Source organism: Bacteroides clarus YIT 12056, from assembly GCF_900129655.1.
GTDB lineage: Bacteria > Bacteroidota > Bacteroidia > Bacteroidales > Bacteroidaceae > Bacteroides > Bacteroides clarus.
In genome coordinates, this window is record NZ_FQWK01000001.1 from 570844 (window position 1) to 594966 (window position 24123).

Genomic DNA, 24123 nt, shown 5'->3' on the forward strand with positions numbered 1-24123 from the left:
CGGTAGGGTGATGGCGTTGCTTTTGTATCATCGTGCGATGAACATGAGTGTAAGCCTCATCACTTTATTACCTTATCGCCTTATCTCTCGTTGCGGTTGCAAAAGTAAACATAAAAATGATACAAGCAAACAATTTATAAAGAAAATGCGGGATAAAACAGCAAAAATGTTGTTTTATCCCGCAAAAAGGAATAAAAAGATATTATTTATCCTCTTTTGAGAGCTTTTATTACAGGAATGAATACCAATGCCGCCGAAATGATAAGCGTTAGAATGATTGGCCCGTCAATTCGTTCGGCGGAAGTCAAGACGATGTAACAAAGTGCCGCCCAAAGAAGCGTAATGCAAACTATTTGGAATTTGGATAATCGTCTTTTCATTTACCGGCTTTCTTTTTATCTACAATGGCGTCGATAACCGCCACCGCAGTGATGTTTACTATATCGCGTACGGAGCTTTCAAAGTCGGTGAAGTGGATAGGCTTGTTCAACCCCATTTGTATCGGGCCGATAAGCTCGGAATCCATATCCATTGTCTGCAACAATTTGTATGCGGAGTTGGCGGAGCTCAGGTTCGGGAAGATAAGCGTATTCACATCCTTTCCTTTCAGACGGGTGAAGGGGTATTTGGCATCGCGCAGTTCGCGGTTCATGGCAAAGTTCACTTGCATTTCGCCGTCAATGGCAAGGTCGGGATAGTTTTGCTGCATATAGTCCACGGCTTCGTGCACGCTTACCGGACTTCCTTCTTTGTCTGTTCCGAAGTTGGAGTAGCTCAACATGGCCATAACGGGCGTATGGTTGAAGAAACGTACGGTATATTCCGACAGTTTGGCGATATCAATCAGTGTTTCCGCGTTGGGATGGCGGTTGATGAGCGTGTCGGCAAGGAAGTACGTACCTTTTTTGGAGTTAAGGATGTGCATGGTACCGAAATGCTTGTATTCCGGACGGATGCCGATTACTTCTTTGGCTACCTTGATGGTATTGCTGTATTTGGTGTACAATCCGGTGATGAAAGCGTCGGCCTCGCCGGTTTCCACCATCATCATACCGAAGTAGTTGCGCTCGAACATCTTGTCGTTGGCTTCTTCGTAGGTAACGCCTTCGCGGGCACGCTTTTCGGAAAGGATACGTGCATAACGCTCGCGGCGTTCCGATTCGTCAGGATGGCGCAGGTTTACGATTTCGATGCCTTCGAGGCTGAGGTCGAGTTCTTTCGCCAATTTCTCGATTGCTTCGTCATTACCTAATATAATAGGGTGGCAGATACCTTCGGCTTTGGCTTCAACGGCAGCTTTCAGCATATTCGGGTGAATGCCTTCGGCAAAGACTACGCGCTGCGGGTTGCGGCGGGCAGTGTCGTAGAGCTGGCGGGTGAGTTTGCTTTCGTAGCCCATCAGTTCGCGCAGTTGCAGTTTGTAGGCATCCCAATCTTCGATGCTCTTGCCGGCTACGCCGCTGTCCATGGCAGCTTTGGCTACCGCGCAAGATACTTCGGTGATGAGGCGCGGGTCTACCGGTTTCGGGATGAAGTATTCAGGACCGAAAGTGAAGTTGTTTACATGGTAGGCCTCGTTCACTACATCGGGTACGGGTTGCTTGGCGAGGTTGGCGATGGCGTGTACCGCGGCAATCTTCATTTCCTCGTTGATGGCTTTGGCTTGCGTGTCGAGCGCGCCGCGGAAGATGTAGGGGAAGCCGATGACGTTGTTAATCTGGTTCGGATAGTCGGAACGGCCGGTAGACATCAATACATCCGGGCGTGCGGCCATGGCGTCCTCGTAAGATATTTCCGGAGTAGGGTTGGCAAGGGCGAACACAATGGGATGGTCGGCCATGCTGCGTACCATATCCTGTGTCAATACATTGCCTTTGGACAGGCCGAGGAATACGTCGGCGCCTTTGATGGCTTCGGCAAGGGTATGCACGTCGCGACGGTCGGTTGCAAAGTAACGTTTCTGTTCGGTCAGGTTTTCGCGGTCGCTGGTGATGACGCCTTTGCTGTCCAGCATCAGGATGTTTTCACGGCGCGCGCCGAGCGACTCGTATAGCTTGGTGCAAGAGGTGGCGGAAGCGCCTGCGCCGTTCACCACAATTCTTACATCTTCAATCTTCTTGCCTGCCACTTCCAGGGCGTTCAGCAGTCCGGCGCTGGAGATGATGGCTGTACCGTGCTGGTCGTCGTGCATCACAGGGATGTCGAGCTCTTCTTTCAGACGGCGTTCTATTTCAAAACATTCGGGAGCTTTGATATCTTCCAGATTGATACCGCCGAAAGTGGGGGCGATTGCCTTGACCGCTTCGATAAACTTATCGGGGTCTTTTTCGTTCACTTCAATATCGAATACATCGATACCGGCATAAATTTTGAATAACAGCCCTTTTCCTTCCATAACGGGCTTGCCGCTGAGCGCGCCTATGTCGCCCAAACCGAGAACGGCGGTTCCGTTGGAAATTACAGCTACCAGATTACCTTTTGCTGTATATTTGTACGCGTCTTGCGGATTCTTCTCGATTTCGAGACAAGGTTCCGCAACGCCCGGAGAATAAGCGAGTGAAAGATCGGTTTGTGTACTGTAGGGCTTGGTCGGCACTACCTCAATTTTTCCCGGTTTGCCTTGCGAGTGATAAAGCAAGGCGGCTTCTTTGGTTATCTTAGCCATGGTAGATTAGTTAAAATGGTTATAATTTGGTCGCAAATTTAGAGATAAAAGTTCTAAATTGTAGCTTGTGACTGATAATTTCTATTAGATTTATCAGTAAATAAACTAAAAATGCTTATTTTTGGCAGTAGATTTAAGTAATTACCCCCGATTATTAACTTAACACAAGTATTTTATGAAAATTTTGAAACTTCCTTTTGCAGGATTATTGTTTTGCACCGTGCCGTTTTGGGCGGGATGCGGAACGAGTGACAAATCCGAAGCTCCGGTTTCCCTGACCTGGGAAATGGGGGCGAGCGACATTGCTCCCGGCTATTATGAGAACTCCTTTGTTCTTAAAAACATCTCCGATGCTCCTCTTCCCAAAGATTGGACAATCTATTATTCACAGCTTCCCCGCAATGTGAAGCAGGCGGGGAATCCTGCCGTTAAGGTGGAGTCGGTGAACGGAAACTTCTTTAAGATGTATCCGACGGAAAGCTTCACTTCGCTGGCACCCGGCGATTCCATGCGTATCACTTTCCTGTGTTCTTACAAGCTGGACCGGAACTCGCATGTGCCCGAGGGTACTTATTGGGTAGCTGCGACAGACGGTAAGGAAGGCAAGCCGCTTCCCGTAACGCTGAATGCGCTTGGGTTGCCCTCGCCGGAATCACTGTCCGGCTATCCGGATGCGGTTAAGATATACGAATCGAACCTCCGTTTGGCGCATGCGCCGGCTTTGAAGCAGTCGGATATATTGCCGTCGGTAAAGAAAGTAACGCCTGCCGAGGGTGGTGTTGTGCTGGACGGTAAGGTGGCTTTGGCTTATCCGGGCGAGTATGCCGGCGAGGCGAGGCTGCTGAAAGAGAAACTGTCCGCCTTGTATGGTTTGGAGATAGTTGACCAAGCTCCCGTCACAATTGCTTTGGAAACTTTGGCCGACAAGGCGAAAGCTGTGAACGATGAATACTATGATATGGTTATAGGCAGCGACCGGATAAAAATCAGCGCCGCCACGCCGCACGGAGTTTTCAACGGTACGCAGACTTTGCTGGCGATGCTGAAAGATAAAAAAGCGCCGTACCGGCTGGACGCCATGTCCGTGGAAGATTATCCCGACCTTTTGTACCGCGGGCAGATGATAGACATTGCCCGTAACTTCACTACCGCGGACAATCTGAAAAAGCTGGTGGATATTTTCGCTTCTTACAAAATGAATGTGCTTCATTTCCATTTTGCGGATGACGAAGCATGGCGTCTGGAAATTCCGGGACTGGAAGAACTGACGGCCGTAGGCAGCTGTCGCGGACATACCACTGACGAGAGCCGATGCCTCTATCCCTGTTACGATGGCGGCTATGACCCGGATGCCTCAACGGTAGGCAACGGACATTACTCCCGCGAGGATTTTATCGGTTTGCTACGTTACGCCGCCGAAAGGCATATCCGCGTCATACCGGAAATAGAATCTCCCGGACATGCCCGTGCGGCTATCGTTTCCATGAAAGCACGTTACAACAGGTATAAGGATACGGATATGGAAAAGGCCGCCGAATATCTGTTGAGTGAGCCGGAAGATACTTCCCGCTATGCGTCCGTGCAGTATTATACGGACAATGTGATAAATGTGGCCATGCCTTCCGCCTACCGCTTTATGGAGAAAGTGATTCAGGAACTTGCGGCTATGTATGAGGAAGCCGGCGTACCGCTGACTACGGTGCATCTTGGCGGTGATGAGGTGGCGCGCGGCGTATGGCTGGGTTCTCCCAAGTGCCGGGCATTGATGAAAGAGGAAGGTATGACGAAACCGCATGATTTGGCAGAGTATTTCATCACGCAAATGGCCGGCATCATGCAAAGGAACGGTCTGAAGTTCAGCGGGTGGCAGGAAGTGGCTTTGGGGCATACCGAAGAGGCTCACCGGCAATTGCGGACTCAGGCGGCAGGCGTGTACTGCTGGAATACGGTTCCGGGCTACGATGAAGTGGTTTATCAGATTGCCAACAACGGTTATCCGGTGATTCTCTGCAATGTGGGTAATTTCTATATGGATATGGCTTACAACGGGCATCCTGATGAGCGCGGGCTCGACTGGGGCGGCTATGTGGATGAGGCAATCTCTTTTTCCATGCTTCCTTTCAGCATCTATCGTTCATTGCGTACGGATGGAGCAGGGGATTCTGTTGATTTGGATAAAGCGGAAAAAGGAAAAACTGTTCTGACGGCAGAAGGCCGAAAGAATATTCTGGGTGTACAAGGTCAGCTGTTTGCCGAAACAATCCGTAGCTTCAGCGGTGTGGAATATCTTCTTTTCCCGAAAATCATGGGACTGGCAGAGCGTGGTTGGAATGCTTATCCGGCATGGGAAAAACTGCGAGGCGCACAGGAACAACAAGCTTTCGACAAAGCGCTGGCGCTGTATTATGAAAAAATCAGTGATATGGAAATGCCTTATTGGGCGAAGAACGGTATCAATTTCCGCCTGCCGCATCCGGGATTGCTGGTGAAAGACGGTACACTTTACGCCAATACAGCCATTCGAGGCGCTGAAATACGTTATACAATGGATGGTTCAGAACCGACTGTAAATTCCGCTTTGTGGGAAATGCCGATGAAGTGCGATGCTTCGGTCGTTAAGGCAGGGACATTCTATCAGGGTAAGGCGAGTTTGCCGATTACGTTGAAAGTGGAATAAGACTTCCGGCTTATCAGGCCGAAATCATCTGAAAAAAGGTTTTGCACCACAGCGATATTTCTTTTTCGCTGTGGTGCAAAATTTATTTGGTTACGCATTCAGCGCTTGCTCTATATCAGCGATAATATCATCCGCGTTTTCAATACCCACCGAGAAGCGGATAAGGTCGGGACGGATACCGGCTTCCAACAGTTGCTCGTCAGAAAGCTGACGATGCGTATGGCTGGCAGGGTGAAGCACGCAGGTACGCGCATCGGCAACGTGGGTTACGATAGCAGCCAGCTTCAGTGAATCCATAAATTTGATGGACACCTCACGACCGCCTTTCAGCCCGAAGGAGATAACGCCGCACGAACCGCCCGGCATGTATTTCTGTGCCAACTCGTAGTACTTATTGTCGGGCAGACCGCAATAGTTTACCCATGCCACTTTGTCATTCTTAGAAAGGTATTCGGCGACTTTCTGGGCATTGCCGCAATGTTGAGGCATACGCAGGTGCAGCGTTTCCAGACCGAGGTTCAGCAAGAAGGCATTCTGTGGAGACTGGATGCTGCCGAGGTCGCGCATCAACTGCGCCGTAGCTTTTGTGATGTAAGCCAGTTTGCCGAAAGCTTTTGTATAAGTGAGCCCGTGATACGATTCGTCCGGAGTGCAGAGGCCGGGGAATTTGTCGGCATGCGCGTCCCAGTCGAAATTACCGCTGTCTACAATTGCGCCGCCTACGCTGGTGGCGTGTCCGTCCATGTATTTGGTGGTGGAGTGGACTACTATATCGGCTCCCCATTCAAACGGGCGGCAGTTGATAGGAGTGGGGAAAGTGTTGTCTACAATCAACGGCACCCCATGCTTGTGGGCGATGCGGGCAAATTTTTCAATATCGAGAACCTCCAGCGTTGGGTTGGAGATCGTTTCGCCGAACAAGGCTTTGGTGTTCGGACGGAAAGCTGCGGAGATTTCCTCTTCGGGCGCATCCGGGTTGACAAAAGTCACGTCGACACCCAGTTTTTTCATTGTTACGCCAAACAGGTTGAATGTTCCGCCATAGATAGTGGATGAGCATACGAAGTGGTCGCCTGCCTGACAGATGTTGAAGATGGCATAGAAATTCGCAGCCTGTCCGCTCGATGTCAGCATAGCGGCTACACCGCCTTCAAGAGCGGCTATCTTGGCGGCAACGGCATCGTTCGTAGGATTCTGCAGACGGGTGTAGAAGTAACCGCTGTCTTCGAGGTCGAACAGACGAGCCATTTGTTCGCTGGTGTCATATTTGAAAGTTGTACTTTGATAAATGGGGAGTACACGGGGTTCACCCTTTTTAGGAGTCCACCCTGCCTGTACGCACAGTGTCTCCGGCTTGAATTGCTTTGCCATAATGCTATCTGTTTTTAGAGTTTCTTTTCTTTAAAACGCGTAAGTTGTCGCAAAAGTAGGGAAAAAAATATAAATTTGTACGCGTGAATGGTAAAATGCAATAATTTAGCGGTTGAAAATTTACTGCCGATACGAATAAATGACGAATAACGGGAATATGAAACGTATATTTTGCTTGCTGGCTATCCTCTTTTGTACTTTTCTTGTTTTTGAGGTCTCTGCTCAGGGAGAATATGCCACACCCAAGGCGGGTGAGGGTATTTCCGCTTTTCTGGAGCGGAACAAGCGTCCCGGAAAAGCCTGCTATAACGAGTTTATGAAGCTGAACGAGAAACGTCTGCGTGGAAAAGAGGAATTGCGATTGGGAGTGAAGTATATATTGCCTCCCTTGAAGAAGGGGACTTCTGCCGCCGCTTCATCCAAATCTGCCGCCGGCAAAAAGGGAGCGGTTCGGGAACGGTTGTTCGGGAAAAAACTGGCTGATGTGAAAGTGACTTCCAACCGCTTACAGGGCGCTTGCTTCTATGTAGTCAGCGGGCATGGCGGTCCCGACCCGGGAGCTATCGGGAAAATAGGAAAGGTGGAGTTGCATGAGGATGAATATGCCTATGATGTTGCCTTGCGCCTTGCCCGTAACCTGATGCAGGAAGGGGCGGAAGTACGTATCATCATTCAGGATGCCAAAGACGGAATTCGTGACGACCGCTATCTTTCCAACAGTAAGCGGGAAACTTGTATGGGAGAAGCTATTCCGCTGAACCAGGTAGCCCGTCTGCAACAGCGTTGTGCCAAAATCAATGAACTCTATCGGAAAGACCGTCAGAAATATAAGTATTGCCGGGCCATCTTTCTGCACGTAGACAGCCGTAGCAAGAGCGCGCAAACGGATGTCTTCTTTTACCATGCCCCGAAAAGCGTGTTGGGAAAGAAGCTGGCGGTTACCATGAAAGAAACTTTCGAGTCGAAGTACGACAAACATCAGCCGAACCGCGGGTTTGAGGGGACTGTCAGCTCACGCAACCTTTATGTATTGCTGAAAGCCGCGCCGACTTCCGTTTTTGTGGAATTGGGCAATATCCAGAATACGTTCGACCAACGTCGTTTCGTTATCAGCTCCAACCGCCAGGCTTTGGCAAAGTGGATGATGGAAGGATTTATCGCGGATTATAAGCGGACGAAGTAGGATTACTTGCGCACTTTGCCCGTGCCGTTTTCGTGCAGGATGACTACTGTCACTGCCGTCACAATCAGGGCGATTCCGATAGCGCTGCTCCATGTGAAGCTTTCTTTGAATACGCAACATCCGATGACTATGGCGGTCAGAGGTTCCAATGCTCCGAAGATGGATGTAAGCGTGGGGCCTACATGTTTGATTGCCTTTACCAGACTGATATTGGAAACGGCCGTTGCCGGTATTGCCAGTCCGAGGATGTTCAGCCATGCATGGCCGTCTGTTGCCGGTCGGATGCCGTCTGTCAGACAGCCGCCTATAATATAGAATAGGGTTCCGAATCCCATGACATAGCAGGTCAGTGCCGTAGACGGGATGCTGGCAGCGCGGCTTTTCCGTACACCTATAATATATCCGCCGTACGAGAATATGGAAATGGCGGCGGCGATCAGTCCTGTTGCAGTATCTCCGCCTTTGAAATCTATCTCGCCCGATGACAGTAACGCCGCGCCTATCAATGAAATGAACACTGCAAACAGGATGGAGAAAGACTTCTTTTCCTTGAAAAACAGCATCATGGTGAGCGCTACCGCCAGGGGGTACATGAAGTGAATGGTGGATGCTACGCCGCTGGCAATATTTTGGTAGGCTATCACGAGGCTGAATGAGGTGGTGGCTCTGAACAGGCTTAGTATGAATACGGTCTGCCAGTCTTTCCCGGTGATTCGGAACCGCTCTCCCAATATGATGCCGGCAATTGCCAAAATGAGTGAAGCGATTCCCCAGCGGTATGTCAGCACTTCAAAGGATGAGAATCCCGCTACTAACAATGATATGCTGAAGAAAGGCGCCAGTCCGAATGTGGACGAGGAGAGTGCCGCATATAGAAAACCTTTTATAGTAGTGTTTTGCATCTTTTTCTTGAAAATTAAACGATATACCGGAACCTATCTCTTTCATCGTTTGTTTGTTCCGCATAATGATTTGCAAAATTAGTGAATAAAAGCGTACATGCGAATGGTACGTGCATATTAAAAAATGAAAGGAAACCTTATGAGAAAGAATTTAATGTTTGCGGGAGCGTTTGCGGTTACTCTTATGTTGGCTGCTTGCGGTAGCGGTGTTCAGCGGAAAACTTCCGAAAAATATTCTGCTGCGGAAGTGGAACAGGCGGATAAGGTGATGAAGTACTATAATGCCTCGCTCGCCCTGTTGAAGAATTTGGTGGTGGAGAAGGATGTGAATTCCGTATTGGGATATATGGAACAGAATGGGGATGCGCCGATACTGACGGCTGTTGTTCCGCCGGCTTTCTCTCAGAAAGATTCTGCATCGGTCGTCAACCCCGGTACGTATTTTAATGAAGAAACCCGGCGCAATCTGAAACAGAGCTTTATGCAGTTGTTTCAGATTAGAAAGCAATTTTATGCTAATTTCAATCGGTATCTTTCCTCGCTGAAAGCAAAAGATAAGTCTGCTGCCGATAAACTGCTGCCTGTTAATTACCGGCTGAGCGTCGAGATGGCGGAGTATAAAGAGAATATTCTTGATATGCTGTCTTCTTTTACCGAAGAAGCGCAGAAGGTATTGCTGAATGATAACCCGATGAAGGAACAGATACCTGCCATGAACAGGATGTCTGCCACGATGCAGAGTATTCTGCAATTGTGTATGCGCAAACCCTCTCCCGATATGGCCCGGCTGGATATGAAAATGATGAAGTTGGTTATTCAGTTGGACATTGCCAAACGTTTGCCGACGATGGAAGGACATCCTCGAGAGATGAAGATTTTCCGGGACTTTCTGGCTCATGCCGAGACATTCATGAAGGAAGTACAGCATATCAAGTCCCAGGGAAGTTATACGGCAGACGAGATGGAGACCTTAGGTACGTATGGACTGAGCCTGAACTAAGGCTGTCTTAGGCTCAGTCCATAGGCCTCCTTTCTTTATCTTACAAATCCGTTTTTATAGAAATCATAGGATTCATGAATTCTTTCCGGCGTATCGGCTTTTAACAACAAAAGAAGCTCGCGACAGAATTCCAGCTGCCCGGTGCCGTTGGCTGTGACGATATTTTGGTCGCTGACGGCCTGCTTCTCTTCATAACCGGTTTCGTTGGTATAGTTCTGTTCACCCCAAAGCTTCAACTGTTGTATGGTATTTCCCGTATGTTTTACGTTATTAAGGAAGCCGTGCTTTGCCATGAAAGAGGCGGCATTGCAGATGGCGCCAATGATTTTTCCACGTTGTAGAGCATCCTTCACCAAAGGAACCACTTGTGCCGCTTCGGGAGAATTCCATTGCATGCCGCCTATCAGTATCAATGCCGCATAATCTGTGGGCATCGTCTGGAAACTATAATCGGGTAGCGTACGGAAACCGCCGATAGAACGCACAGCATCCAATGTCGGGGCAACGACTTTGGGTGTATACATCACTTCGCTGCCCGGCATTACTCCCATGTTCAGGCAGGCTGCTATGAAAGCGCCTTCCCAGTCGGCATATTCATTTAATATTATAAACAATACTTCTTGCTTCATTTTTGTTTTTGTTTAGTGCTTCACAAAAGTACGAATACTAAATCATAAACTTATAAATATTATAATGAAAGTTCGGTATCGAAATTTATTCTATAGGAATATAAATCTCTGTTAACAGTTCATCCGGTGCTGTTTCTGCAGGATTGTTCAGATATCGTTCGGCGCTGGCTTCATTTCTGAAAGTACATTCCATTTCAGGGATATATTTTCCATAGATTGTATCGTACACGGCTTGCAGGTGCTCATAAGACCCCTTATATAGGAATATGGCGTAACGTCCTGCCGGAAGCTGTTTGAAGCCGATATCACCTTTAGGTGTTACGGCAGCTGGCATAACCATACATACATCGGTACGCAATTTTTCTACCGGAGTTACTTTGGGGTCATCATGATAAATACAATAGGGCATCACTTCTCCCATTGGCAGTTTCTCCTCTTGGATAAACTGTTGAAGGCGTATCCATGTGCCGCAATAATCATTCAGTTTATAGTCTCCGAATAATCGGATATAAATCACGTTTCGGGCCGGGAGCTCTTTGATTTCTCGTTTCAGTTCGAGTTCCGGACGGATAATGGCTGGTTTCATAATTACAAAGTTTTTATTGTTACGATATTCTAAAGGTGAAATACCATAGAACTGTTTGAATACTTTAGACAACGACGAGAGTGACGAATAACCGATGCGATAAGCGATGTCGGCTATCGGCAGTTGGGAATGACGCAACAACCGTGCAGCTGCTTCGGTACGTGTCCGGACAATAAACGTACCTATGGGTTCGCCCAAAAAAGCTTTCATGATGCGGTGAAAGTAGAAAGGAGAGAAATGGGAAATCTTGGCCAGTGATTTCAGGTCGATTTCTTCTCCGAGGTGGAGATTGATATAATCTACCACTGCATTCACACATTTTTGATACTCTTCCCGGGTTGTCTTCTTGGTTTCCATATATTCTATCGGTTTGTTCACGATGCAAAAATAAGGGGAAAAGGGATAGAGGACTTGTCCGATGTTGCTATAAATATGGTTTATCACATATTTATTGAACGGAAGGTTGTTAATAATCATTGTTTAGTTTGTCTGTAAAGATAAAATATATGTACTTTTGCAATGGAATTATATTATATAAATAGCTTTTGAAAAAGTATATGAAAGGAGCTTTACTTATTTTAGGACGCGGTATAGGGCAGGTGATGTTTCAGAATAATGCACTGTCAGGGTTATTAATGTTGGTAGGTATTCTTCTGAATTCTTGGCAAATGGCTTTGTTGGCGATTGCAGGTAATGTTGTAAGTACATTGGCGGCTTATTTTTCCGGTTATAGTCGCGAAGATATACGGAACGGACTTTACGGGTTTAACGGAACTTTGGTGGGAATAGCAATCGGGGTGTTTATGCCGATAACTGTTGCTTCCCTATTACTGTTGGTTGCAGGCTCGTGCTTATCTACCTGGATAGCCCGTCTTTTTGGTTTGCAGCGGCTGGTATCTGGGTTCACCGCTCCCTTTATTATTTCTGTGTGGATATTGTTGGTTGCCTGCAATTGGATGATGCCGTCTTTGTTACTGCCTTCCGGAGATGCTGTGACGGCTCAGACGCTTTCTTTTTTACAGGCTTTTTGTCTGAATATCGGTCAGGTAATGTTTCAGGGAAATACTGTGTTGGCAGGGGTGTTCTTTCTGCTGGGTATCTTGGTGAATTCCCGTATCAATGGTCTTTATACCATACTGGGGGCATTGCTTCCCATTCCCTTCGCCCTGCTGCTTGGAGTGGATTATGCCGCTCTGAATGCCGGATTGATGGGATATAACGGCGTGTTGTGCGCCATTGCTTTGGGGGATAAAACATGGAAAGGCGGTGTGTGGGCTGTAATGGCCGTATTGCTGTCCGTTTTGCTTCAGATAGGCGGAATGGAATGGGGGATAACAACTCTCACTGCACCTTTTGTTGTCGCTGTATGGATTGTGGCGGGATTACAGCAATTGGATAGAAAGGCAAAGACAGAAACTACAAACAGCTGAATCTTATAAGGCATGACCGAGAAAACACGATTGCAACTTTTGGCATGGGCAAGAGAATATCATTGCGCCGCCTTTATACAAGGTGATCCTGTTCAGTTTCCACATCGGTATACGCAGAAACAGGATATTGAGATTAGCGGTTTGCTCACAGCTATAATGAGTTTTGGAAATCGCAAACAGATATTGAAAAAAGCGGATGAACTGCATCAATTAATGGGAGTTTCACCTTATCGGTATGTCTTGTCCTGTCAATGGAAAGAAGATTTCCGACCGACAGATAAGAGCAGTTTTTACCGTATGCTTTCTCATGCGGATTTTTATACTTACTTCGCCCGGTTGCATGCCGCCTATTCTCAGTTTGATAGTTTGGAAAACGCCTTGTTGGGCTATTCGGGTACACCGATGGAGAAGCTGTGCGCATTTCTGGAAGTTTCAGCCAAGAGCCCTCAAAAGAAGCTGAATATGTTTCTGCGCTGGATGATACGAAAAGAATCGGAAGTGGACTTCGGCATTTGGGACAGCTTTGACCGTCGTGACTTGCTGATTCCCTTAGATACCCATGTTTGTAGGGTAGCTTATCTTTTAGGGCTTACCGATGCGGAAACATTCTCTCTTAAAAATGCGCGGAACATAACTGCGGCTTTGGCGGAGGTCTTTCCGGATGACCCTTGTTTGGGAGATTTCGCATTGTTCGGTAGCGGGGTGAACGGAGCGTTGTAAAATCGGGCTTTTTCTTACCAATCTATCTCCTCAATGCCTTTGCTTCGTAAATAATCGTTGGCTTTGCTAAAGTGTTTGCATCCGAAGAAACCGTATTCGGCGGAACGAGGCGAAGGATGGACGGTTGTCAGTATAAGGTGCTTACTGCTGTCTATCAAAGTTGCCTTTTCTTTGGCATACGCTCCCCAAAGCATGAATACGAGATGTTCCCGTTCATCACTTAATTTCTTGATTACCGCGTCTGTGAAAGTTTCCCAGCCCATGTTACGGTGCGAACCGCTTGCGTGGGCGCGTACCGTAAGGACAGAATTCATGGAGAGTACTCCCTGAGCTACCCAACGGTCCAGATTACCGGAAGTAGGAATCGGTTTGCCCAAATCCTGATGTATCTCCTTGAAGATATTGGTGAGTGAACCCGGTATAGCTACTCCTTCCGGTACGGAAAAACATATTCCGTAATATTGTCCGGGGGTGGGGTAGGGATCTTGTCCTAAGATAACCACTTTTACCTTCTCAAAAGGACATGAGTTGAAAACATGAAAGATAAGATGTCCCGGCGGAAGCACATTGGCGCGTCCGTATTCGCTTTTCACAAATGATACCAATCTCTCAAAGTAGGGCTTGTCGAATTCTTCTTGTAAACGCTGCCGCCAGCTCTCTTCTATCTTGACTTTCATAGGATACTGCATCTAAGTACGATGCAACAAATGTACAAATAATCTCTGTGAGTGCGTATGTGTTTTACAGATAAAAAGAAAGCCCCGTATTCGTTAGAATGTCTCATCGTACAGGGCTTTCACGTATTGCTTATGCTTTTAGGGCTGCTACTACCTTTTCTATCATGCTCCGGATATTGTTTTCATCCTGAGCGGTATAGAAGTTCCCGTCTGCTTCGGAAGGATTGTCGGTTGCTTCTCCGTTTTGGATGGCGGGTTTCGCCAATGGATGAACGGCTACTTTCTTACCTTTGGTGATACCCGTAAAATCGAACATCATGGCGGCTGCACAGTGTCCGATCATGATTTTACCTTTTCCACCGAATGTTTTGATGATTTCCAGCATGGTAACGTTATACGGTTTGTCGGCATTCTGTTGAAATACGGGGACGGCATCACCGCAAGCGAATACAAGCGCATCGTACTCATCTTCATGTCCTTTCAGGTTAGCTACCACATCGTCTGCTGTCAGAGCGATACCGGAGTTGGTCTTGATTTCCTTGCTGTCTGCCACCGCAAATACCTTATAAGCAATGCCATTCTCAAAAAACGCTTCCAAGTACTGGAACAAACCGCACCCGTTTACCGGATTTACTGCCAAAACCGCAACTTTCTTTGTCATAATCTTAATTATTAAGTGAAACAATAGTTATTTTCAGTAAGTTTATTACTTTTGTGCTGCAAAGTTAGGTTTCCTATTGGTTGTAAACAAGAAGGCACTTGAATGTTAGATAGTTACAGCGATGTAACCATTGTTGACGTTCAGACAATTAGTAAAAGTTAAAAAATGGAAAACTTTCATCATATAGGTAGTTGCCCGATACGGGATGTTTTGAGCAAGTTGGGAGATAAGTGGACAATGCTTATCATGGTTACATTAAAGACGAATGGTACGATGCGTTTCTGTGATATTCAGAAAACAATCGGCGATATTTCACAACGTATGCTTACGGTTACGCTGCGTTCGTTGGAAACGGATGGGCTGATAGTCAGGAAAGTGTATGCGGAAGTTCCTCCACGTGTGGAATATTCCCTTACGGAAACGGGATATAGCTTGATGCCGCATATCGAATCACTGGTAGGTTGGGCATTGGAGCACATGGCGGATATTATGGAACGGCGGGGAGTACGGGAAGAAGTAAGGTCATAAGCACGCTATACATTGTTGTAATATAAGAATTCAGATTCATTATGAACCGGAATTCTTTTTTATGAGATTTACATTCATTACACAGAATCGTAACGGACTTCTTATTTATTCTATATAAATTTGCGGCGCATTTAAAATAGATACGAGTATGATTAGACTGAATGTTTTTATTCAAGTAAGTGCGGATAACCGTGCTGCTGTAATGGAAATGGCAAACGAACTGGTAGCTTGTTCCTTGAAAGATAATGGCTGCATTGCCTATGATATTTTTGAAAGTGCAACCCGTGAAGATGTTCTTATGATTTGCGAAACATGGAAAGACGAGGAATCTTTGGCTGCGCACGAAAAGGCTACACATTTTGTAACCTTAGTTCCTAAAATACAGGATCTTGCCTCTATGAAACTGGAGAAATTCAGTTTCTGATGATATCGTTGCAGACATATTGTTTGGAAAAGTCAACCATTGTGTTGACTTTTTTGTTTTTACAGTTTATACGATAAGTGGTATGAAACAAATAATCTTTATTTTTGTAATGCTAATAAGTTGCCTGTCCTTTGCCGGTAAACCGGCAAATCAGGCGGAAAGGAGAAGTGATATGAAGCCAATGAAAGAGATTTATCTGGCAGGGGGATGTTTTTGGGGAACCGAACATTTTCTGAAACAAATAGAAGGGGTAGAAGCTACCCGGGTGGGATATGCAAACGGAAATATAGCCAACCCTACCTATCAACAGGTGTGCACCGGTACTACAAACTTTGCCGAAACAGTAAAGGTACAGTATGACCCCGATAAGGCAGACTTGCCTTTTCTTATCGACCTTTACTTCAAAACAATTGACCCTACCAGTCTGAACCGTCAGGGCAATGACCGTGGAACTCAATATCGTACAGGCATCTATTATACAGATGTCGTGGACCTGCCTGTTATCCGTGAAACCGTTAACCGTCTGGCAGCCAACTACACCCGTCCGTTGGAGGTAGAGATTGAACCGTTGAAGAATTTTTATCCGGCAGAAGAGTATCATCAAGATTATCTGGATAAAAATCCGGGTGGCTATTGTCATATCAATTCTGCGTTGTTCGACCTGGCACGTAAAGCGAAGATGAAGGGTACGTACGGAAGTTCGCAGCAAAACAGGTGATGCCCATTTGGGACATGTTTTTACAGATGGTCCTGCCGATAAAGGCGGATTGCGTTATTGTATCAACAGCGCCTCTTTACGTTTTATCCCTAAAGACAAGATGCAGGCAGAAGGATATGGTGAATATTTAGAACTGGTAAAATAACACACAATGGATATATTATTAATAAGTAATGAAGATACGTGCCGTAGCCGTATCGCACAAGAACTCCTGCACGCATTTGGCAGAGGGATGAATATTTCTACGGCAGGAGTTATGGAAGGAAATTGCGTTCCCGATGCTGTATGCAATGTGATGGAGCAGAATGGTTATGGCATATCGCGTAAAAAGCCTTTTGGTGTCGGAGCATATGCACATCGGTCATGGGACTATGTTGTTACCTTGTGTAAAGAAGCTGAGGAAGAACTGAGCTTCCTTACCCTCAATGCCAAACGGCAAGCGCATTTTAATTTTGAAGACCCTTTTAAAAATCGTTTTCAAAGTGAGAGTGAACAAGAGCAACAAATAGCAACCCTCTATGAAACAATGTATCGACAACTGTACGAGTTCTATCGCGATGAATTGAGTGAGCAACTATTGCCTCGTTGTACGTGCGGTGTAAATACTTATTGCCGTTGCGAATAACCTCTTGTGTCACATAGACAAGATGTGCATGAACAACAAAAAGAATACCTAAAAATAGGGATAGGTAATCATATTTTCTTCCTTATTACTCTCTTTTTCCGAATCTTTTTGCCTTCCTTCGTGTTTTCTCACCTTTTATTTTATTAAAATGGTGAGTATGAATGTTTAACTCTTTAAAAATTGTTTTATGAAACAAGAAAGTTTTACAGGATTCATGCACGAAGTCATGGATGGGTTGAGGCAGGAAGAGCGGTTTGCTACTGCCCACATTTACAAGTATGCTTTGGCGGCTGTTACCGATTTTGTCGGTGGCGGTGAAATCTTTTTCGGTGCGCTGACACGCCGCTGGTTGAAGCGTTTTCAGGAATATCTGGATGATTTACAACGAAGTTATAATACGATTTCCACTTATGTACGTGTGTTGCGTGCGGTGTACAATCGTGCGGTCGATTGTGGATTGATAGCGGGTGAATACCGCCTGTTTGCCGGGATGAAGACAGGAGTTTCATCCGGGCGCAAACTGGCGGTGACGGCGGTACAGATGAATAATCTGCTGGATAAGAATCTTCGTAACCGCCTTTCTCCGGATGTGTGCGAAGCGCAGGACACGCTGGCTTTGATGTTGCTTTTGCAAGGGATGCCCTACGCTGATTTGGCGCATCTGCATAAAGGAAATCTGAACGGCGATTTGCTTATCTGCCGTCGTCGCAAGACGGGTACGGAGCTTTGTGTCAGATTGCTCCCCGAAACGATGCGTTTGATAGACCGCTATAAAAGTAGTGATGCCGATTCACCCTATTTGCTGAATATACTTAGCGGCAAGCGAAGTGGTGAAGCCGCATTCCATGAATATCGCGATAAGCTGCGTTCTTTAAACTTCCATCTGTCCCGCCTTTCGGAGTGTTGTGGTTTGGAGGGGGTAAAGGTTAGCTCATACACCGCCCGTCACACTTGGGCTACACTTGCCAAATACTGCCAAGTACCTGAAGAGGTTATTTCGGAAGGGCTGGGGCACTCATCGTTGGAAGTAACCCGTACCTATCTGAAAAGCTTTGAGGGCGATGAGCTTGATAAAGCAAATCGTTTGATAATTAATTACATTTATTCGGGAAGAAAAACGCTGTGGAATAGAGCGTAAAGTATCTGTTAATCCGTAAGTAACGGAATGATAACTCTCTGCAAAGATATGAACTTTTTTATGAAAACAAATTATAAAAATTGATTTTTGTAATGAATAGGGACTAAAACATAGTTTACGCAAACAAGCAAAACGACAAATTAACATAATGCAGTCTTTCTGACTATGAGAACGCACATGAATCTCTACTCCAAGTTCTAATACTTAACATGGATACGCTATTTCCTATGCCATTTTTCAACTGGTTTTCTGTAATAAACATCTTTGTCATGCCTATAACGCTTTATATTTCTTGTGTTTGTGTATTCCTGTTACTTACGGAGTAATATTCTCTTTACCCGTTACTTACGGAGTAACAGCAAACAAACAAAACTTGATTACTATGTTGACGATACAGACACAGGTAGCGATCACTATCTTACATTCCATTGCGACCTCCCATGAGTCGCACTCACTTGGCAGGTTATTCTCTACGAATATTGTATCTGAATTGCTGGAACAGTTGGAGATGGGAAAAATCATCAGACTTATTCCGGGTAAAGAGAAGGGTAAGATTACTTCTTATGAACTGACACGCCCTTCGGTGAATATCTCGTTGCTCGACATCCTTGAAGCCACGGGTGAACATCTTAATTGCACTCATCCCGCTACCGAGGATTTTTACTTGCGTTACGGCAATACGGCTAAAAAACTCGGAGTGGTCAACCACATGACGCGGCTCTATCTGGAAGAAATAAAGTTAAACGATCTGTAACCGATTATCCCCCATATATAATAATGTATATAAGACGAATCATCAGCACAATTTTTCTGCTTGCTCTGATAGTAACGACTGTCCGGGCACAGAATTTGGGGACGGAAAAGAAAGACTTTATTCTGCATTTCCGTTTCGACCGTTCACTTGTGGATAGCGGCTATCGTAATAGCAACCACACTCTCCGTGCATTGCAGGAACTGTTGTCAGACAGTCTTACTGCTGCCGAAATCGATACTATCGACATTCACGCCTATTCCTCGCCCGATGGCAACGGGGTATACAATCACGCTTTGGCACGTCGTCGTGCAAAGGCCATGAAAGGCTATCTTGTATGGAAATACCCCCATCTGAACCAACGTTCCATCCATACGGGTGCCGGTGTGGCAGAATGGAGGGCATTGCTTCCTCTTATTGAAAACTCTCCTGATATGCCTTGTCGCAAGCAAGTGATGGAAATCCTCGCTTCCAATGTGAGTGCCGGAGTGATGGAGATTCGTTTGAGAACAGTGGGTGGCGGAGCTGCCTACCGATATATCCGACGGCACATTCTGCCGGAATTACGAAATGCGTCCGTCTGTACGGTATGGCTGAAAAAGCCCCGATTTACTACGATCCTTGAGGGCGTACGGAAAGAAACTCTCACCTCTCTTTGTCGTATCGGGAATTACCGGAATATCTTTTCCTCCTCATGCGTAAAGAGAGCGAACGATTTAACCGTATCCGGCAGGGAAGGTACGACGCGGAACGTATCTCCCGCTTTTACCGGGAAAGTTCCCAAACGTCCCTTTATCGCTTTGAAAACCAACCTTTTGTTCGACTTTGCCTTTATGCCGAATGTAGAATTGGAAGTTCCTATCGGCGAACGCTGGTCGGTGAATGGCGAACTGATGTTCCCGTGGTGGCTTTTCGATGGTGATAAATACTGCTTGCAGATTCTCTCCGGCGGAGTGGAAGGCCGTTACTGGTTGGGTAACCGCAGTAACCGCCGTGTGCTTACCGGCCATTTCTTCGGTTTGTATGCGGGTGGTGGCAAGTACGACCTTCAATGGGACAAAAACGGCTATCAGGGCGAGTTCTTCATAGCGGCAGGCGTCAGTTACGGATATAGTATGCGCATAGTCCGTAACCTCAATCTGGAATTCAGTCTCGGTATAGGGCTTCTGCGTACAGGATACGAGCACTACCACGCCCGCGACAGTTATCAAACCCTATTATGGCAGAACAATGGACGCTATACATGGATTGGTCCTACTAAAGCAAAGATTTCTCTTGTATGGATGCTCAACCGTAAGATGAAAGGAGGGAAGAAATGAAAAAAGTGATAAGTGATAGACAGACAGACGATAGGCAGGCAGGAATATTTGCATTATATTCCCTGTGCTGTATCTTTTTATCATTGTGTCTTGCAGGTTGCGACCGTCGTGAACTGACCTATTACATGGAATCCGAAATCGAAATCCATGCCGATTGGAGCGAGTCCGGACTGGACGATGAGGAGGCTGCCTATGGAGCTACCGCAATATTTTATCCCGAGAATGGCGGAATTCCGAAAGTCGTGCTTATGGGAAACCGTGAATATGCCAAAGTTCGCTTGCCGGAAGGGCGTTACAATGCCGTTCTTTTTAATCGCTCTTTCGATGACTTTGCCTGCATTGCGTTCCGGGGCAGCGATAGCTATCGTACGCTCGAAGCCTATGCCAGCCGTGCGGAAAGTCGTGCGGACGAGTTGGCGGACAGTCCCGAAACGCTTTGCGCCGACCGTATAGAAAGCTTTGAAGTGACCGAAGATATGCTTGGAAATTACAGTGATGTGATGAAAGCCGGCATTCCTGCTGCGGAAGACTGTTCTCTTTGCTTTACTCCCCGCCAACTCATTGAAGAGTTGCAGGTAACGGTACACATCAAAGGGCTGAATAATGTGCGCAGCGCAGTGGCTACCATAAACGGGGTGTCATCTTCCGTATTCCTTGCCACGGGAGAGGTTTCACAGCAAACCTTGACGCAGCGTTTTGAACTGGACAATCCCGTATACTATCCCGATTCGCCTTTCAACGGTACAATGGAGACTACTTTCAATTCTTTTGCGTTCAATCCCGACCGTCCGCACGACGTGAGCATACAGGCTCGACTGGTGGACGGACAGAGCACCTATGAACAGGAATTCACGGGGTTGGATATCTCGGAAGATGTCAGTGAAGAAGGTACGCTTATCCTTACTTTGGAAGTACAGACGGATAAGGTTCCCGATGTGAAACCGGAAGATGGCGGCGATTCGGGTTTTAATCCGAAAGTGGAAGATTGGGGAGAGGAACAGAAAGGCGACATCAAAGTATGATAATATATGCGTATAATAAAAAATAATTGATACATTAATTTTATGACAATGAGAACAAGGAATTTATTGACAGTTGCAGCGGCGCTGCTGTTGGCAGGCTGCTCGCAGAATGAGATTACTGAAATGAGCCCGGATGCCAATCCGGCGGTGGGTTTCAATGTGTACAGCGGTGTACAGACCAAAGGGACGCAAACCGATGTGACCGCTTTGAAAACAGGCTTCGGTGTATTTGCCTATCACACCAATAGTCAGTCGTGGGCAGCGGCTGCTTCCGGCGCCGGACCTAACTTCATGTACAACCAAAAGGTGGAAAGCTCCAATGGTTCTGCGTGGACGTATACTCCCGTGAAGTATTGGCCGAAAGATGAGGAAAAGGTGACGTTTTTCGCCTACGGTCCTCACAGCACTCTTAGCGGTAGCGGAGTGACCGTACCGGCAGTAGGTAGCATCACCAATGCGCCCAAACTGACTTTTACCATTGAATCTATGAATGATGCTGCCAAGATGACAGACTTTGTGGTAGCTAAGAACGATGCAAGCGCCACGCAAGACCGTACACATGCCAATAGCGCAAGCGGTGTCACATTTACTTTCCGGCACGTGTTGTCAAGATTGACTTTCGAGGCTAAACCGAGCGTAGAGTTGTCAACCACCACAGGAGCTAAAGGTACTACCTACGTCATGGTGAGAACCGCCAAAATCTTGCAATCTTCAAGCCCCAAGTTCTATAAGAGCGGCGTTCTGGATTGTGCGGATGAATCCTGGAGCGGCAAGGTAACGGCAACCGACGATTACGATATCACTAAAGTGCTGGCGCTTACCGATGAGAAAGCGATAGTAAATACTCCGGCAGACCAGACAAGCAATAAATACGATGCGGTAAAACTGACATCGAATACTACTCCCATAACATTATTTATTTCTAATGAATACTTGTTCCTGATACCCGAAACCGCCAAAGCGGGAGCCGGCACAGCTTCGGCAGGTGATGTGACTATCCGGTTCGATTATGATATTGTAACCGTAGATACCGCACTCGGCAAAGGATATGCCATTACGCATCACACTACCGATGCTAAATTGCCTGCCGGAGCGTTGAAACAAGGGGTAGCATACAAATACACCATCGAATTCGGTATCAATGAGGTTAAGATTCTCACACCTGCTGTCGAAAATTGGGGAAGCGAAACGCCAGGAAACATCACTGTCTGAATTGTCTTTCTCACAGGAAGCGGCGTCCCACCCGGCCGCTTCCTGATTAAAAAAACTGAAAAAGAGAGGTCTTTGATATGTTGGGGATGAAATACCTGCTATTTCATTTCCAACATATTAAAACCTTTATACACCGATTAAGTATAAAGATTTGAATATGAAGGGAATGAACTTTTTACTCCTTGCCTCGTCCTGCCTGCTTGTTACGGCATTTGCCGCCTGCACCTCGGTTGACGAACCTGTATCGGAACCTTTCGTCCCGATAGGTTTCTCTCCTGCGATGAACGATGCGAACACCCGTTATGCCTCGGATGATTTACCCGCCACCATGGGTGTTTTCGCCTATCTCACCGAAGGCGGAGGTTTCAACGCGTCTGCTTCCACTCCCAACTTTATGTACAATCAGTTGGTAACCCGCAATGGAACCGCATGGAGCTATACCCCCGTAAAATACTGGCCGACGAATACAAATGACAAAGTCAGCTTCTTTGCCTATGCACCGCATAACGCAAGCGGCCTGACTCCCTGTGCAAACACGCAGAAAGGCTATCCGTATCTCACTTATACGGTGGCTCAGGCAGAAAAAGACCAGACAGACCTGCTGGCTACCGCTCCGTTTGCGGATAAGAATGCCGGAGATGTCAATTTCACCCTGCGTCATGCTTTGACAAAAGTTACCCTCAAAGTAAAAAGCGGAGATAAATACGTCAAGGAAATCACTTCACTCTCTATCAATGCGGCTACCAGTGGCGAACTTCATTTTAAAGACGGTGGTTTCGAGTGGAAGAATGTAACAGGTAATTATGGCTATCCCCCCGCAACCACCACCGACCTGAAGTTTGCAGCGACAGACCGGGAACGGGAAATTGCCACATTCTTTCTGCTGCCGACAGCCACCGTCACCGCCACTTACTCCATAGCCTATACAGTGAAAACCACAACCGGAACCGATGTACTGACCCGGACGTTCTCCGCGTTGCCACTTTCCTCTGCGCCCTTGTGGACAGCGGGAACACACATCGTCTATACGATAAACCTGTCGGAGAGAACCGCCACTGTAACAGCCGGCGTCACCGACTGGGAAAGAGATACAGGCAACAGTTATGATGTCTGTACTTACTATCCGGATGATTTGAAAGTGGGCGATTACTTCTATGATGACGGGTCGTGGAGCGACGGCGGCCTGAGGATGTACGTCACCGGTACCAACCAGCGGCAGTGGGAAACACCGTTCCCTGCTCCGGTATTGATCAATCCCAGCACCGGAATTTCCAGAAACGTGATAGGTATCGTGTTCCATACCACCGCCAGCGATACGGATAAGGCGAACGGATGGACGCACGGCTATGCCATGGGATTGAAATACTATACCGGTAATAAAGCGGATGGAAGCTGGGCGAGAAATGCGGGGTATAACACTGCCATTCCCGATGGTGGCGGTGAAAGCGATTTTGATGGTTATACTCACTGCCAACAGTTGATGGCGGATGCGGAATGGACGGCAAACAACACCAACTTTCCGGCATTCAACAACACCTGCGTTACACACAACGCCAATGTACCCGCTCCCGCTACGACAAGCGGCTGGTATCTTCCGTCTGCCGGACAGTTGGTTTCCATATTTAATAACATAGGTGGGGGTGTCAGTAATAACGGTTTGACTAATATAGGCAGCCATATGGGGAAAGCCACAGGTTCAACCGTAGGGCTTTCCAACTGGTGCATTTATTATAGTTCGAATGAGAGTGGAGATAGAGCCTGGGCAATAATGTTTTACGGTGGCGGAGCGCTTATTCAACGATTGCTCTATGCGAAAGTGCCTTATGACAGCCGATGCCAAACAGGAGGACACATCCCTGTACTTGCTTTCTAAAAACAAAGAAAA

At 46.8% G+C, this 24123-nt stretch carries 21 protein-coding genes and 1 pseudogene; 15 read left to right on the forward strand and 7 right to left on the reverse strand.

Annotated elements, in window-relative coordinates:
- Positions 1–376: 376 nt before the first annotated feature.
- A complete protein-coding gene (locus BUB52_RS02120; RefSeq protein ID WP_009123269.1) occupies positions 377–2665 on the reverse strand; it encodes an NADP-dependent malic enzyme in 2289 nt (762 codons plus the stop codon).
- Between the two features lie 175 nt (positions 2666–2840).
- Between BUB52_RS02120 and BUB52_RS02125 the strand changes: the two genes are divergently transcribed.
- Positions 2841–5342: a family 20 glycosylhydrolase gene (locus BUB52_RS02125; protein WP_009123270.1), complete on the forward strand. Its 2502-nt coding sequence runs from the start codon at positions 2841–2843 to the stop codon at positions 5340–5342.
- Between the two features lie 90 nt (positions 5343–5432).
- On the opposite strand, the gene BUB52_RS02130 is transcribed toward BUB52_RS02125, so the two are convergent.
- On the reverse strand, positions 5433–6713 hold the full coding sequence (locus tag BUB52_RS02130; protein WP_009123271.1) for an O-acetylhomoserine aminocarboxypropyltransferase/cysteine synthase family protein: 1281 nt from the start codon (positions 6711–6713) through the stop codon (positions 5433–5435).
- Positions 6714–6852: 139 nt separating this feature from the next.
- Here BUB52_RS02130 and BUB52_RS02135 point away from each other — a divergent pair, with 139 nt between their 5' ends.
- Complete coding sequence (locus tag BUB52_RS02135) at positions 6853–7896, forward strand: N-acetylmuramoyl-L-alanine amidase family protein (protein WP_009123272.1); 1044 nt, start codon at positions 6853–6855, stop codon at positions 7894–7896.
- 2 nt (positions 7897–7898) lie between these two features.
- On the opposite strand, the gene BUB52_RS02140 is transcribed toward BUB52_RS02135, so the two are convergent.
- The gene (locus tag BUB52_RS02140) at positions 7899–8798 is read right to left on the reverse strand and encodes a DMT family transporter (RefSeq protein WP_039951139.1); all 900 of its coding nucleotides are present in this window, start codon (positions 8796–8798) and stop codon (positions 7899–7901) included.
- A gap of 139 nt (positions 8799–8937) precedes the next feature.
- On the opposite strand from BUB52_RS02140, the gene BUB52_RS02145 reads away from it, so the two are divergent.
- Positions 8938–9798, forward strand: a complete 861-nt coding sequence (locus BUB52_RS02145) for a DUF6845 domain-containing protein (RefSeq protein ID WP_039951173.1) — start codon at positions 8938–8940, stop codon at positions 9796–9798.
- A gap of 35 nt (positions 9799–9833) precedes the next feature.
- Here BUB52_RS02145 and BUB52_RS02150 read toward each other — a convergent pair whose 3' ends face one another.
- A complete protein-coding gene (locus tag BUB52_RS02150) occupies positions 9834–10427 on the reverse strand; it encodes a type 1 glutamine amidotransferase family protein (protein WP_009123276.1) in 594 nt (197 codons plus the stop codon).
- 85 nt (positions 10428–10512) lie between these two features.
- Positions 10513–11370 (reverse strand): AraC family transcriptional regulator, encoded by an 858-nt coding sequence (locus BUB52_RS02155; protein ID WP_039951175.1) that lies wholly within the window; start codon positions 11368–11370, stop codon positions 10513–10515.
- A 200-nt stretch (positions 11371–11570) separates the two neighbouring features.
- Here BUB52_RS02155 and BUB52_RS02160 point away from each other — a divergent pair, with 200 nt between their 5' ends.
- On the forward strand, positions 11571–12443 hold the full coding sequence (locus tag BUB52_RS02160; RefSeq protein WP_009123278.1) for an urea transporter: 873 nt from the start codon (positions 11571–11573) through the stop codon (positions 12441–12443).
- A gap of 12 nt (positions 12444–12455) precedes the next feature.
- On the forward strand, positions 12456–13163 hold the full coding sequence (locus BUB52_RS02165) for a TIGR02757 family protein (protein WP_009123279.1): 708 nt from the start codon (positions 12456–12458) through the stop codon (positions 13161–13163).
- 14 nt (positions 13164–13177) lie between these two features.
- Here BUB52_RS02165 and ung read toward each other — a convergent pair whose 3' ends face one another.
- Together ung and BUB52_RS02175 are read right to left on the reverse strand one after the other, a co-directional pair.
- Positions 13178–13840: a uracil-DNA glycosylase gene (gene ung / locus BUB52_RS02170; RefSeq protein ID WP_039951176.1), complete on the reverse strand. Its 663-nt coding sequence runs from the start codon at positions 13838–13840 to the stop codon at positions 13178–13180.
- Positions 13841–13970: 130 nt separating this feature from the next.
- On the reverse strand, positions 13971–14501 hold the full coding sequence (locus BUB52_RS02175) for a DJ-1/PfpI family protein (protein ID WP_009123281.1): 531 nt from the start codon (positions 14499–14501) through the stop codon (positions 13971–13973).
- A 165-nt stretch (positions 14502–14666) separates the two neighbouring features.
- Here BUB52_RS02175 and BUB52_RS02180 point away from each other — a divergent pair, with 165 nt between their 5' ends.
- The 10 genes and pseudogenes from BUB52_RS02180 (at position 14667) to BUB52_RS02230 (ending at position 24111) form a co-directional block, all read left to right on the forward strand.
- The gene (locus BUB52_RS02180; protein ID WP_009123282.1) at positions 14667–15029 is read left to right on the forward strand and encodes a winged helix-turn-helix transcriptional regulator; all 363 of its coding nucleotides are present in this window, start codon (positions 14667–14669) and stop codon (positions 15027–15029) included.
- Positions 15030–15177: 148 nt separating this feature from the next.
- Positions 15178–15453 (forward strand): putative quinol monooxygenase, encoded by a 276-nt coding sequence (locus BUB52_RS02185; protein WP_009123283.1) that lies wholly within the window; start codon positions 15178–15180, stop codon positions 15451–15453.
- Between the two features lie 82 nt (positions 15454–15535).
- Positions 15536–16316: pseudogene (gene msrA, locus BUB52_RS02190) on the forward strand (peptide-methionine (S)-S-oxide reductase MsrA).
- Between the two features lie 6 nt (positions 16317–16322).
- Complete coding sequence (locus BUB52_RS02200) at positions 16323–16796, forward strand: arsenate reductase/protein-tyrosine-phosphatase family protein (RefSeq protein ID WP_009123286.1); 474 nt, start codon at positions 16323–16325, stop codon at positions 16794–16796.
- Positions 16797–16983: 187 nt separating this feature from the next.
- Positions 16984–17934: a tyrosine-type recombinase/integrase gene (locus BUB52_RS02205; RefSeq protein WP_009123287.1), complete on the forward strand. Its 951-nt coding sequence runs from the start codon at positions 16984–16986 to the stop codon at positions 17932–17934.
- 382 nt (positions 17935–18316) lie between these two features.
- Positions 18317–18688, forward strand: coding sequence for a hypothetical protein (locus BUB52_RS02210; RefSeq protein WP_009123288.1), 372 nt, complete (start codon positions 18317–18319; stop codon positions 18686–18688).
- A 23-nt stretch (positions 18689–18711) separates the two neighbouring features.
- Positions 18712–20004, forward strand: coding sequence for a DUF3575 domain-containing protein (locus BUB52_RS02215; RefSeq protein WP_009123289.1), 1293 nt, complete (start codon positions 18712–18714; stop codon positions 20002–20004).
- Entirely contained in the window at positions 20001–21026 is a 1026-nt protein-coding gene (locus tag BUB52_RS02220) for a DUF5119 domain-containing protein (RefSeq protein ID WP_009123290.1), read from the forward strand. The genes BUB52_RS02215 and BUB52_RS02220 overlap by 4 nt, the downstream gene beginning before the upstream one ends.
- 48 nt (positions 21027–21074) lie before the next feature.
- Positions 21075–22238 carry a fimbrillin family protein gene (locus BUB52_RS02225; RefSeq protein ID WP_073212582.1) on the forward strand — a complete coding sequence of 388 codons (1164 nt, stop codon included), beginning with the start codon at positions 21075–21077 and terminating at the stop codon, positions 22236–22238.
- A 157-nt stretch (positions 22239–22395) separates the two neighbouring features.
- Positions 22396–24111 (forward strand): fimbrillin family protein, encoded by a 1716-nt coding sequence (locus BUB52_RS02230; RefSeq protein WP_009123292.1) that lies wholly within the window; start codon positions 22396–22398, stop codon positions 24109–24111.
- Positions 24112–24123: the final 12 nt, after the last annotated feature.